Here is a 12,598-nt window from a genome sequence, read left to right as displayed (position 1 = left end):
ATAATAATATAAAACAATAAGATTTCTGCCTACGCAGGAATAATGAATATGATAGAAGAAAACGACGACCTAACTAACGACAACCTAGACAACCAAGAACCAAAAGAAACCATTACCAGAATTACTGGAATGTACAAAGAGTGGTTTTTGGATTATGCGTCATACGTAATTTTAGAACGTGCTGTTCCAGCAATAGAGGATGGGTTAAAACCTGTACAACGTCGTATCATGCATTCTATGAAAGATTTGGACGATGGACGTTACAATAAAGTAGCAAATATTGTTGGTCATACGATGCAGTATCATCCACATGGAGATGCAAGTATTGCAGATGCAATGGTACAAATTGGGCAAAAAGATTTATTAATAGATACCCAAGGAAACTGGGGAAATATATTAACAGGAGATCGTGCAGCAGCTGCACGTTATATAGAAGCGCGTATTTCTAAATTTGGTTTAGACGTTGTCTATAACCCAAAAATTACAGAATGGCAACAAAGTTATGATGGTCGTCGTAAAGAGCCAGTAAACTTACCAGTCATGTTTCCGCTATTGTTAGCTCAAGGTGGAGAAGGTATTGCTGTAGGATTGTCCACTAAAATATTACCACATAATTTTATCGAGCTGATTGATGCTTCAGTTAAGCATTTGCAAGGTAAGCGTTTTACTATTTTACCAGATTTTCCAACAGCTGGAGTCGCAGATTTTTCTAATTATAATGATGGTTTACGTGGCGGAAAAGTGCGTGTTCGAGCAAAAATATCTCAAGTAGATAAAAACACGTTGGCTATTACAGAGATTCCTTTTGCAACAACAACATCATCACTAATTGACTCTATATTAAAAGCGAACGATAAAGGAAAAATAAAGATTAAAAAAATCGAAGATAATACAGCAGCAAATGTTGAAATATTAATTCATTTACCTTCAGGATTATCGCCAGATAAAACCATTGATGCATTATTCGCTTTTACAAGTTGCGAAACCTCAATTTCGCCTTTAGGTTGTGTTATTGAAGATAATAAACCTTTGTTTGTTGGTGTAACAGAAATGTTGCGTCGTAGCACAGATAATACAGTTCAGTTATTAAAACAAGAGCTACAAATTAAGCTTGGCGAATTAGAAGAGCAATGGCACTTTGCAAGTTTAGAACGTATTTTTATTGAAAACAGAATCTATCGTGATATTGAAGAAGAAGAAACTTGGGATGGTGTAATAAATGCTATAGATAAAGGACTTCAACCACATATAAAACATTTAAAACGTGCTATTACTGTTGAAGATATTACGCGTTTGACAGAAATCAGAATTAAACGTATCTCTAAATTTGATATCGATAAAGCACAGCAAAAAATTGATGCTTTAGAAGAATCTATTGCAGAGGTTAAGCATCATCTTGCAAATCTTGTAGATTATGCAATTGCTTACTTTACAAGATTAAAAAAGGAATATGGAGAAGGTAGAGAGCGTAAAACTGAAATTAGAACTTTTGGAGATGTAGATGCAACAAAAGTTATTATACGTAACACAAAACTATATGTTAATAGAGAAGAAGGTTTTGTTGGTACATCGCTAAAACGTGACGAGTATATTGGAGATTGTAGTGATATTGACGATATTATTGCATTTACTGCTGACGGAAAAATGATGGTTACAAAAGTGGACTCTAAAACCTTTATTGGTAAAAACATTATACATGTTGCTGTCTTTAAAAAGAAAGATAAGCGTACTACTTATAACTTAATTTATAGAGATGGATCAAAAGGAGCATCCTATGTTAAGCGTTTTAATGTAACCTCAATCACAAGAGATAAAGATTACGATTTAACTAATGGAAACAAAAGCTCTAAAGTGTGGTATTTTTCAGCAAATCCAAATGGAGAAGCAGAAGTTGTATCCATTAGCTTACGTCAAGTAGGTAGTGTAAAAAAACTAAAGTGGGATTTAGATTTTGCAGATATTTTAATAAAAGGACGTAGCTCTAAAGGTAATGTGGTTACAAAATATCCAATTAAATCTGTCGAGCTTAAAGAAAAAGGAATTTCTACTTTAAAACCACGTAAAATATGGTTTGATGATACAGTACAACGCTTAAATGTTGACGGAAGAGGAGAGTTAATAGGCGAGTTTAGAGGAGAGGATAAGTTGTTAATCATCAACCAAAAAGGAATTGTAAAAACTGTAACACCAGAAGTTACGCTACATTTTGATGATGACATGATTGTGCTAGAAAAATGGATACCTAAAAAACCAATTTCGGCTATTTATTTTGATGGCGAAAAAGAAAAGTATTTTGTTAAGCGTTTTCTTATTGAAAACGAAAACAAAGAAGAATCCTTTATTACAGATCATCCAAAATCTCAATTAGAAATTGTTTCTACAGATTGGAAACCTATTGCAGAAGTTGTTTTTGCTAAAGAAAGAGGTAAAGATCGTAAAGATAATTTGGAAGTTAATTTAGAAGAGTTTATTGCTATAAAAGGAATAACAGCTTTAGGTAATCAATTAACTAAAGAAAAAATAAATGCAATAGATTTGTTAGACCCTTTACCTTTTGAAGCTCCAGAAGATACTCCTGCAGAAGCTTTGGAAGTTGTAGATGAAGTTGAGCTGGACGGAAAATCTAACAATGATGCAAGCTCAGTTAATGATAAAGACGATTCTGGACAACCAACTTTGTTTTAATTTTAGAATTATTCTATAAAGGAAAAGTAATTAAATTTAGTAGAGTAAGACTGAGTTGGTATTTGATCTCCAATAAAATTTAAAGTTTCTAAACTACAGTGGGCTGCAAATAAAACATCGCTTCCATAATCTAAAATTTGGGTTTGTAACAATGTATTGTCAACATACCATTTAACTTGGTAATTTTGGTTTGAAGCATAGCTAATCTCTATTTTAAGAGTATACCAACTATTGTGTTTTATTAAATATGGATTTGAAACATATGGATTGTCCTGAGAAGTACAATATAATAATAGGTCATCATCTTGTGCGTTAAGTTGGTTTCTAACATCAACTTTACCAGAGCCAATCTCAAAATCTATTTCATGTTGGTCATCAGAGTATAAAAAAGCACCAATGCTATTTTTGTCTCCAATTGTACGTTCTGCTGCGTAAACTCGCCATTTATATGTACCTACACCAAAATCGTTTCTTAAAGTTTTTACTTTAACACGATCTGTATTATTAGCACTTGTTGTAAAATTTAGGTTTCCTTCACCAATATAATAAGTATCAGTTGTGCTATATGGATCGTGCTCCCAAAAAGTATCAAATGTAGACTGACTTTCAAAAACATCTATAAAATTAGAATTAATTAATCCTGAATAATCATCAGTAGTAGTTGATGAGCAAGAAGCTATCAATAAAAATAAAAGTGATACAAAACTATTATCCATAATTTTATTGTTTTCTTTTATAAGCTACACCTCTTTGCTTGGTGTTTTCTCCAACATAAGAATATTCAAACGTATAACTAGAATCTGTAGTTGTTAATATTTTAAGGTGTACATCTTTGCGTTCTGCAATATTCTTTGGGTTGATGGTGTTATAAATCATTTCGCAATCATTTATCCAACGCACATTAGAACTGTCTATTTTACCTTTATATATTTCAACTTGTAAAGTGTCTGTTCTTGTAAAAGTAGATTTATAAATAGTATCTGCTGTTTTGACTTCACTATAAAACAATCCTGTTTTATAATCTTTACAATTTCGTTCTATATTATAACAGCTTGAAAAAGAAATAAGAATTAATAAAAGTAAAAGCGTCTGTTTCATCAAAAAAAGTATTTCTACAAAATTAATGAAATGTTTGGTCAAAAGGTTAAAAAAACAACCTTTCTATAAATCGCGTATTTGAAAATTTTATGGACTTAGTTACGAATTCTCGAAATTTGAAAAACTGCCATCTGTATAAAAAATAATGATACGATCAATTTGTTTTCCTTTTGAAGTCGAATTAGAAATATTTTTAATGACTTCAGAATTTTTAGAATTTGGAGTTGTTGCTTTTTCAGAATTTGAAAATAAATTTTGATTGTCATTTTTTGAAGAAGAATCTTCATTTGTAATTTTAGCTTCAGAATTTGGAAAATTACCTTTTCCATTCATCAGCCAATATAATTCTACTTCAGGAAAAGAGGAGAGTACTTTAAGGACAAATTCTAAACTTGGTTTATTTCTACCAGAAAGAATATGAGAAATACTTGAGCGTTGCACACCAATTTTTTCGGCAAATGAAGAAGCGCTTTCACCATAATAATCGATGACTTTTTGAAGTCTTTTAGAAAAATCTGCGTTGTTTATCATAACGATACAAATGTAAACAAACAGAAGTGATTAACAATGTTACATTTGTAAATTTAACTATTAAACATATAAATAATTAGCCTAAACACTTATAAAAATTATAAACTAACACTTTAGATTAATTGATGTAAATATCTGAAATAGTGATATTTGAATTATTTATATAATAATCAATACTTTTTATAACAATAAACTTGTACTAATTATGTTAATTTGTATCTAATTGTTTACAGAAGTAAATTACAAATGTAAATTAACATGTTTACAAATGTAAATAATCATTTAGTTACATTTGTAAACACATTTAAATAGTAATATATCATAATGGATAACACCTTGTATAATAGTTTGTATAAAACGCATAAAGAAACATCGCTTTCTGGACGCTATATTAGATTGGTTGATATACAACCTTTAATAAATAAATTGCCTTCTTTTTTTAAAGTTGATGTTATTGGTCAATCTGTTTTAGGTAAAAACATACACTCTATTACATTTGGATCTGGATCTAAAAAAGTATTAATGTGGTCTCAAATGCATGGAAATGAATCTACAACCACAAAAGCTATATTTGATATGTTAAATGTAATTGCAGATGGTGGTTTAGTTTCAATTTTAGAAGCTTGTACTATAAAAATAATCCCAATGCTTAATCCAGATGGATCTGAAGCCTATACTAGATTAAATGCAAACCAAGTAGATTTAAATAGAGATGCACAACAATTATCGCAACCAGAAAGCAATGTGTTAAAGCATTGTTTTGAAGCTTTTAAGCCGGATTTTTGTTTTAATCTTCATGGTCAACGTACCATGTATAGCGTCTCAAACACTAATAATACAGCAACCTTATCATTTTTATCTCCTTCAGAAGATAAAGAAAGAAGTATCACTACAACCAGAAAAAAGGCAATGGAAATAATTGCTAGCATTAATAATGTATTACAGTTGGATTTGCCAAATCAAATAGGACGTTATGATGATGGTTTTAATATAAACTGTGTTGGAGATACTTTTCAAAGCTTAAAATCTCCTACTGTACTTTTTGAAGCAGGACATTATAAAGACGATTATCAAAGGGAAGAGGTTAGAGGTTTTGTTTTTAAATCATTATTAGTGGCTTTAAATTGTATTTCAAGCACTACTGTTTCAGGAAGTTACTATAAAGATTATCTTAAAATACCAGAAAATGGTAAGCAGTTTTATGACATTATTATAAGAAAAGCACAGTTTAATGATCAAATTTTAGATATTGGTATTAATTATGAAGAGAAATTGATAGATAATACAATCAAATTTATCCCAAAAGTGATGATAATTGATAATTTATCTCAATTTTTTGGTCATAAAGAGCTGAATGCTAATAACCGTAAGGTTTACGCTTCAAATGGTAAGGTAATTTCCCAAGGAACCGAAAACGATTTCGTGACTATTAATAATGAAGAATTATCATTAAATCTTTCAGATTCTTGATTTTTAATGCACAATTTTCAAGAAAAATGTTTTATTTTCGTATTATATTTAACAAAAACGCAAAATGGCTAAGTTTAAACTAGACGAAATTGATCACCAAATTCTTGATATGTTAATCGAGAATACAAGAGTACCTTTTACAGATATTGCAAAAAAATTATTGATATCTGCTGGAACAGTACATGTTAGAGTAAAAAAAATGGAAGATGCTGGAATTATCAAAGGATCTTCATTAACTTTAGATTATAAAAAATTAGGCTATTCATTTATAGCATATGTAGGTGTTTTTCTTCAAAATACATCTAAAACATCTTTTGTTTTAGAGCGTATTAACGAAATACCTTATGTTACTGTAGCACATGTTACTACTGGAAAATTTAATATTTTCTGTAAGATTAGAGCACGTAATACAGAGCATGCAAAAGATGTGATTTTTATGCTAGATGATATTGAAGGTGTTTACAGAACAGAAACAATGATATCTCTAGAAGAAAGTATAAACGATAAAAAACGTTTAATGCATACTATTTTTAATAACTTATAGAGAGTTAAAAAACAGAATATTATAAAACGCTTCAATTTTTGAAGCGTTTTTTTGTTACATTTATTTAAAAAGAATATGTTATGACTATTTTAGATTTAAACGATAACGAGTTTTTGCCATATTTTAAAGGTTATATAGATCTAGCTGAAGGATTGGAGTTACTTCCAGGTTTAAAATCTGGATTGGATAACACATTGGGGTTTTATTGTTCAATTCCGTTAGAAAAATTAGACTTTAGATATGCAGAAGGTAAGTGGAGTATAAAAGAGATTATAAGTCATATAATAGATACAGAGCGTATATTTTGTTATAGAGCTTTACGTTTTGCAAGAGAGGATGTATCTGCTTTATCTGGTTTTGATGAAAATAATTTTGTTGATACTAGTAATGCAAAAAATAGAACAATTGGCGATTTATTGGAAGAATATAAATTGGTAAGATTATCTACTTTGGCATTATTTAAAAGTTTTACTGGTAAAAGTTTATTATGTAAAGGAGTTGCTGGTTCTGGAGAAGTTTCTGTAAGAGCATTAGGTTTTTTGATAATAGGTCATGAGAAGCATCATCAAAATGTAATAGTAGAGCGCTACCTATAGTTATTCCTCTTCGTTAGATAATATGATATGACCATCATTATTAGTTTCTAAATCTTTAATGGTTTCAAAATTAATCATAGTATAATGCAACTTACTGCTTACTTTTACAAGGTAAATAGTATCTTCTGTTCTAACTTCAACAGCTTCAATAGTTTGATTGTTACGGTTGTCAAAAACAATAATATCTTTGTCTCCATAACCGTCAGGAAACTTTTGGGTGAGTAAATTTAACACCTTTGGTGTTAATTTTTTGTAATCTACAATAACTCTCCGCATACCAATATAGTTTTAAATTAAACTGGATAGAATAGTTCTGCAACAAAGCAATTATTTAAAATTACAAATTTTTTTAATGCGAAGGTATTATTCGTTATAAAATTTAAACGAGTTGATTATTAACTCATTAGAAGCAACACAATTTATTTTAGGTTCACCAATCGATTTAAGAAGCACAAAGTTTATTGTTCCTTTTTCGTTTTTTTTATCAAATTTCATTAATTCAATAATAGGTGCAATATCATTTTCTGGGATGTCAATTTTTCCAAAGACATTAATGGTGTTCTTTTTAATGTCTTCAGCTTCTTTCATAGGAAACTCAAGTAGTTGAGATGATAAATAAGCTTCTAAAATCATTCCAATAGCAATAGCTTCTCCATGCAACAAAGCTTTGGTTTTATGATTTAAATAGTATGACTCTATAGCGTGTCCTAATGTATGACCAAAATTAAGAGACTTTCTTAAATTTTGCTCTGTTGGATCAATCTCTACAATTTCTTTTTTTATTATAACAGAGTCGTAAATTAGTCTATCTAAGTCTTCAAGTGTAAGGTTAGATAGTTTTGATAGCTCATTATAATACTGAAGATTACGTATTAGTCCATGTTTTAGCATTTCAGCTAAACCAGAACGCATTTCTCTGCTTGATAAAGTAGATAAATAATTGGTGTCAATTAAAACCATATTAGGTGTTTTAATAATACCAATTTGGTTTTTTATAGCACCTAAATCTACTCCGTTTTTACCTCCAATAGAAGCGTCTACCATAGATAAAAGCGTGGTTGGAATATTAATAAACTGTATTCCTCTTTGGTAAGTGCAAGCTATAAAACCTCCTAAATCTGTGACAACTCCACCACCAAGGTTAATCATTAAGGTTTTACGATCAGCTCTTAATTCTGATAATGTTTGCCATACTTGTAAGCAAGTTTCAATGGTTTTATGTTTCTCTCCAGCTTCAATTTCAATGATTTCAATAGTTAAATCAGTTTCAATTTTTCCTAATAATTGTGGCAAACAATGTGTAGATGTGTTACTATCTACCAATATAAAAATATTAGAAAAATTGTTTTGTTTCAGGTAACTATTCAACTCTAAATAGCTTTGCTTGTTAAAGTGTATGTTGTAGTCCTGGGTTTGTATAGAGTCCATAAATAATCGTCTTCTTAAAAACGTAAAATTAAGGGTTTTTTTGTAAAAATAATGTCATAGCATTGTATATTTGTAAGTAATAAATTTATAATTAATGTCACACAATTCTTTATTTGAAAATACTCAAACGGCTTTTAAATTAAAAAGCGATTCTGAGCTTGAACGTGCTTATTTTTTATTTAAAATGATTTCTAATCAACCATTGGTACGTATTGGTACAGCTGCAACAAACTTTGCTTTAAAAGCTAACTTACCTGTCGAAGGTTTGATACGTGCAACTGTTTTTGACCACTTTTGTGGTGGTGTAAATGAGGATGATTGTTTGTCAGTAATTGATAAGATGTTTACAGCAGGAGTATGTTCTGTCTTAGATTATTCAGTAGAAGGGAAGGCATTGGAGGATCAATTTGATTCTGCAGAAAAAAAGATTATAAAACTGGTTAATTTTTGTGATGAGAAAGATGCTATGCCAATTGTAGTTTTTAAACCTTCAGGCTTAGGACGTTTCTTTTTGTTTCAGAAAAAAACAGAGGGAAAGATTTTTACTTATGATGAACAGAAGGAATGGGATAGAGTAGTGTTACGTTATCATTCTATATGTAAACTAGCAAAAGAAAAAGATGTAGAGGTTTTAATTGATGGAGAAGAAAGTTGGATGCAAGACGCAGCAGATGAGTTAGCTGAAGACATGATGGCAATTTATAACACTACTAAACCTATTGTTTATAATACATTACAAACGTATAGACATGATAGACTAGATTTTTTAAAAGCGTCGCATAAGCGTGCTAAAAAAGGAGGCTTTACACTTGGTTATAAGATTGTTAGAGGTGCATATATGGAAAAAGAGCGTGAACGCGCAAAAGAAAAAGGTTATGCGTCTCCTATTTGTAAAGATAAAGAAGCAACAGATCAATGTTTTGATGATTCTTTAAAATACATACTAAATAATTTAGATGATATTTCCATTTTTATTGGAACGCATAACGAGGAAAGTTCTTATTTAGCAATGGAGTTAATGGAACAATTAAGTGTTGTTAAAAACGATAATCGTGTTTGGTTTGGTCAATTATATGGAATGAGTGATCATATAAGTTTTAATCTTGCAGAACAAGGTTACAATGTTGCAAAATATTTGCCTTTTGGACCTGTAAAAGACGTGATGCCTTATTTAATAAGACGTGCAGAAGAAAACACATCTGTAGCAGGACAAACTGGTCGTGAGTTAACTTTACTTAAAAAAGAAAGAAAAAGAAGGAAAGGTAAATAACTTGTTCTAAATTTTATTTAATTTAAAAACTTTATAGTTTGAAGCGTTGCAATACTGTCGCAATTTTCAATATAAAAAACTACGTTTTTATTGTTTGCTTCACCTTCAATATGATATATACCACAAGGTTCTTTACGTGGTTCGCTTTTAGAAAAATCTATATCACCTTTTTTTAAGATATTACTTATAGAAGCTGTGTCTATAGCTTTGGATGCTATTAAAGCTTCACTATCTGAAGAAAAATGAAGTGTTTTGGTTCTTATATTTTTAAGGACTCTTGCTTCTGGACCATAGTTGTATTCGCACGACACACCTCTTCCGTTTAAGAAAAATGCTAGGATTACTAATCCAATAGCAAATCCGCCTAAATAATAACCAATTCTTTGTAGTATTTTCATTCTAAATTATTGAATTGCAAATTTAGAATATTAAAAGATTAATATCACTATGTTTTAGGTCAAACCATTCTCCAACTGCTCGATTTGTTAAAATCCCATGGTAAAAGTATAACCCGTTTTTAAGTCCTCTGTCAAATCTAATAGCATGTTCTAATCCACCATTATCAGCAATTTCTAATAAATAAGGTGTAAAAATATTACTAATAGATGCAGAAGCAGTTCTGGAATATCTTGCAGGAATATTAGGTACACAGTAGTGGATAACACCATGTTTTTTAAATGTAGGTTTGTTGTGTGTTGTTACATCGCTAGTTTCAAAACATCCACCCATATCTATACTTACATCAATAATAACAGCTCCTTTTTTCATGTTTTCAACCATAGTTTCTGATACTACAATTGGAGATCTGTCTTTTCCTCTAATTGCACCAATAACTACATCGCAACGTTTTAGAGCTTTGCTTAAATATTTAGGTTGTATAGTAGAGGTGTAAATAGTACGACCTAAATTAGTTTGTAGGCATCTTAATTTTGTTATCGAGTTATCAAACACTTTTATGTTTGCACCTAGTCCAAGTGCGCTTCTTGCAGCAAACTCACCAACAGTTCCAGCACCTAAAATAACAACTTCTATTGGTGGAACACCACTAATATTACCAAACATCAATCCATTACCATTGCTAGAATTACTTAGTAATTCTGAAGCAATTAACACAGAAGCAGTTCCAGCTATTTCGCTTAATGCACGTACAGCAGGATAAGCTCCATCTTCATCACGTATAAACTCAAAAGCAAGAGCAGTAATGCGTTTTGCTGCTAGTTTTTCAAAATACTTTTTGGTTTGTGTTTTTATTTGAAGTGCAGATATTAAAGTTGCCTGCGGATTTATTAGTTCTAATTCGTCTAGAGTTGGAGGTTCCACTTTTAAAATCATTGGACAAGAGTACACTTTAGCTGTGTCTTTTGTTACTTCTGCTCCAGCTTCGCTATAATCTCTGTCACTAAAGTTGGCACCTTTACCAGCGTCAGATTCTATTAAAACCTTATGTCCATTATTAACTATTGCAGATACTGCGTCTGGAGTTAAGCAAACACGCTTTTCTTGAAAAGCGGTTTCCTTTGGTATACCTATAAAAAGCTCGCTTTTATGCTTGAAAATTTCTAAAGTTTCTTCTTGAGGTAATAGTTGCGCTTTAGAAAAAGGGGTAAGGGATTTGGACATAATTAAATTAGGTTTTTAAAACAGAAACAAATTACAAAATTAAATGCAAATGCATGCTATTAAAAAAACTGTTTAATTTTTCCCCAAATGGTTTTTGGTCTAAAGGTTAACTCGTCTTCTAAATCTTGAATGGTTTGATTTACAGAATTTAATTTATTGAAAATTCGAGCCCTAACTAAATATATTGAAGGGATTATGATTGCCATAAATGGAACCATATGATATAGTTGAAACTTGTCAAACAATGCAGTTTCAGTTAAGGCAAAACTTAATATTTGGTAAGTATACATTAAAATAGGTATTAAAATAGCATGGTGCCACCAATGTCTACATGTAAAAAACCAGATTATTAGTAGCATTAAGGGTATAAGTTTTCCGGATAATGTCCAAACTACGACCTGTACACTTTCTATTTGCTTACTTTCAAATGTATAAAAAAAAGTGTTCCAAATTCGTTGATCTGGAACACTTTCATAAATGTAGAATAAGTAAGGTGTTAAAGCAATTATTGTTGCTAAAACCGAACCTGTAATTATTACTTTTTTACTACCCGTTTGCTGGGATTTTAATTTTTCTTCCGTCAATTTCGGTTGTTTGTTGTCCATTTAAATCAATCAGATTTGTTGCTTGTGCAGTGAATAGTACACCACCAAAAATTGCTAATGCAATTACATACTTCTTAGTTTTCATAATGTTAGGGATTTAATTAATTAATACTTCTAATTTATAGAAAATCCCTATTGTATTGCAAACCAAATGTTAAAATTATGTTAAAAAACGTGTTTTTTTAAATTTTGGCTGTGGTAAAAACCTCATTTTACCAAAAACACACTTTTTATTGTAAGCAAAAATATAACTTTTATTCGATATTTTGTAAAATTAATGTTCTTGATGTATTTTCTGACAGTGTTATGTTAACGATAGAATAGTCATTTTGTAGTAAAGGTTTTAAAATATTCGGCCATTCTACTAGCACATAATTATTGCTATAAATATAAGTATCTATACCAAAATCGTAAAGTTCTTCTTCAGTGTTTATTCTATATAAATCAAAGTGGAATATAGTGTTGTCTTTTCCAGAATATTCATTTACTAATGAAAACGTAGGACTACTAACCACATCATTACTACCTAAATGTTTTACGATAGATTTTATTAGTGTAGTTTTTCCTGTACCTAAGTTACCTTCAAAAAGGATTGTTTTAGCTTTTGAGGCTTCTAAAATCTTTTTCGCAACGTCATCTACTTCATTTAAATTGTACTGTATAGTCAAGTTGATATATTTTTTTACAAAAATATAAAACTCTTCAAGTATATTGTTTCTTTTATTTTAAAAAAGAAATTCCTTCTACATAT

At 30.2% G+C, this 12,598-nt stretch carries 15 protein-coding genes; 5 read left to right on the top strand and 10 right to left on the bottom strand.

Features of this window, described 5'->3' with window-relative positions; all coding sequences use genetic code 11:
- Positions 1 to 48 precede the first annotated feature (48 nt).
- Positions 49 to 2,685 (top strand): DNA gyrase/topoisomerase IV subunit A, encoded by a 2,637-nt coding sequence (locus SJY17_RS12035; protein WP_397364879.1) that lies wholly within the window; start codon positions 49 to 51, stop codon positions 2,683 to 2,685.
- 8 nt (positions 2,686 to 2,693) lie between these two features.
- Here SJY17_RS12035 and SJY17_RS12030 read toward each other — a convergent pair whose 3' ends face one another.
- From SJY17_RS12030 to SJY17_RS12020, 3 genes are all read right to left on the bottom strand, one after another.
- On the bottom strand, positions 2,694 to 3,401 hold the full coding sequence (locus SJY17_RS12030) for a hypothetical protein (protein ID WP_397362805.1): 708 nt from the start codon (positions 3,399 to 3,401) through the stop codon (positions 2,694 to 2,696).
- Positions 3,402 to 3,405: 4 nt separating this feature from the next.
- Positions 3,406 to 3,783, bottom strand: a complete 378-nt coding sequence (locus SJY17_RS12025) for a DNA topoisomerase IV (RefSeq protein WP_397362804.1) — start codon at positions 3,781 to 3,783, stop codon at positions 3,406 to 3,408.
- Positions 3,784 to 3,882: 99 nt separating this feature from the next.
- A complete protein-coding gene (locus tag SJY17_RS12020; RefSeq protein WP_397362803.1) occupies positions 3,883 to 4,314 on the bottom strand; it encodes a helix-turn-helix domain-containing protein in 432 nt (143 codons plus the stop codon).
- Between the two features lie 324 nt (positions 4,315 to 4,638).
- Here SJY17_RS12020 and SJY17_RS12015 point away from each other — a divergent pair, with 324 nt between their 5' ends.
- The 3 genes from SJY17_RS12015 (at position 4,639) to SJY17_RS12005 (ending at position 6,924) form a co-directional block, all read left to right on the top strand.
- A complete protein-coding gene (locus SJY17_RS12015) occupies positions 4,639 to 5,784 on the top strand; it encodes a M14 family zinc carboxypeptidase (RefSeq protein WP_397362802.1) in 1,146 nt (381 codons plus the stop codon).
- 64 nt (positions 5,785 to 5,848) lie between these two features.
- Positions 5,849 to 6,328: an Lrp/AsnC family transcriptional regulator gene (locus SJY17_RS12010; RefSeq protein ID WP_397362801.1), complete on the top strand. Its 480-nt coding sequence runs from the start codon at positions 5,849 to 5,851 to the stop codon at positions 6,326 to 6,328.
- An 80-nt stretch (positions 6,329 to 6,408) separates the two neighbouring features.
- A complete protein-coding gene (locus tag SJY17_RS12005; protein WP_397362800.1) occupies positions 6,409 to 6,924 on the top strand; it encodes a DinB family protein in 516 nt (171 codons plus the stop codon).
- Here SJY17_RS12005 and SJY17_RS12000 read toward each other — a convergent pair whose 3' ends face one another.
- Positions 6,925 to 7,200: a hypothetical protein gene (locus SJY17_RS12000; RefSeq protein WP_397362799.1), complete on the bottom strand. Its 276-nt coding sequence runs from the start codon at positions 7,198 to 7,200 to the stop codon at positions 6,925 to 6,927. It abuts the gene before it with no gap.
- Between the two features lie 87 nt (positions 7,201 to 7,287).
- A complete protein-coding gene (aroB, locus tag SJY17_RS11995; protein WP_397362798.1) occupies positions 7,288 to 8,352 on the bottom strand; it encodes a 3-dehydroquinate synthase in 1,065 nt (354 codons plus the stop codon).
- A gap of 94 nt (positions 8,353 to 8,446) precedes the next feature.
- Here aroB and SJY17_RS11990 point away from each other — a divergent pair, with 94 nt between their 5' ends.
- Positions 8,447 to 9,622: a proline dehydrogenase family protein gene (locus SJY17_RS11990; protein ID WP_397362797.1), complete on the top strand. Its 1,176-nt coding sequence runs from the start codon at positions 8,447 to 8,449 to the stop codon at positions 9,620 to 9,622.
- Between the two features lie 17 nt (positions 9,623 to 9,639).
- Here the strand turns inward: SJY17_RS11990 and SJY17_RS11985 are convergent, their stop codons facing one another.
- From SJY17_RS11985 to tsaE, 5 genes are all read right to left on the bottom strand, one after another.
- Complete coding sequence (locus SJY17_RS11985) at positions 9,640 to 10,020, bottom strand: hypothetical protein (protein WP_397362796.1); 381 nt, start codon at positions 10,018 to 10,020, stop codon at positions 9,640 to 9,642.
- Positions 10,021 to 10,042: 22 nt separating this feature from the next.
- Complete coding sequence (locus tag SJY17_RS11980) at positions 10,043 to 11,242, bottom strand: alanine dehydrogenase (RefSeq protein ID WP_397362795.1); 1,200 nt, start codon at positions 11,240 to 11,242, stop codon at positions 10,043 to 10,045.
- Between the two features lie 59 nt (positions 11,243 to 11,301).
- Positions 11,302 to 11,826, bottom strand: a complete 525-nt coding sequence (locus SJY17_RS11975; protein ID WP_397362794.1) for a hypothetical protein — start codon at positions 11,824 to 11,826, stop codon at positions 11,302 to 11,304.
- Positions 11,789 to 11,932 (bottom strand): hypothetical protein, encoded by a 144-nt coding sequence (locus tag SJY17_RS11970; protein ID WP_397362793.1) that lies wholly within the window; start codon positions 11,930 to 11,932, stop codon positions 11,789 to 11,791. Before SJY17_RS11970 ends, SJY17_RS11975 begins: the two co-directional genes overlap by 38 nt.
- Before the next feature lie 169 nt (positions 11,933 to 12,101).
- On the bottom strand, positions 12,102 to 12,515 hold the full coding sequence (gene tsaE / locus SJY17_RS11965; protein WP_397362792.1) for a tRNA (adenosine(37)-N6)-threonylcarbamoyltransferase complex ATPase subunit type 1 TsaE: 414 nt from the start codon (positions 12,513 to 12,515) through the stop codon (positions 12,102 to 12,104).
- Between the last annotated feature and the right edge of the window lie 83 nt (positions 12,516 to 12,598).

It is taken from the genome of Olleya sp. R77988, assembly GCF_044594215.1.
Lineage (GTDB): Bacteria > Bacteroidota > Bacteroidia > Flavobacteriales > Flavobacteriaceae > Olleya.
Note: the sequence above shows the minus strand (reverse complement) of the source record. Positions and strands in the feature narration are given on the sequence as shown.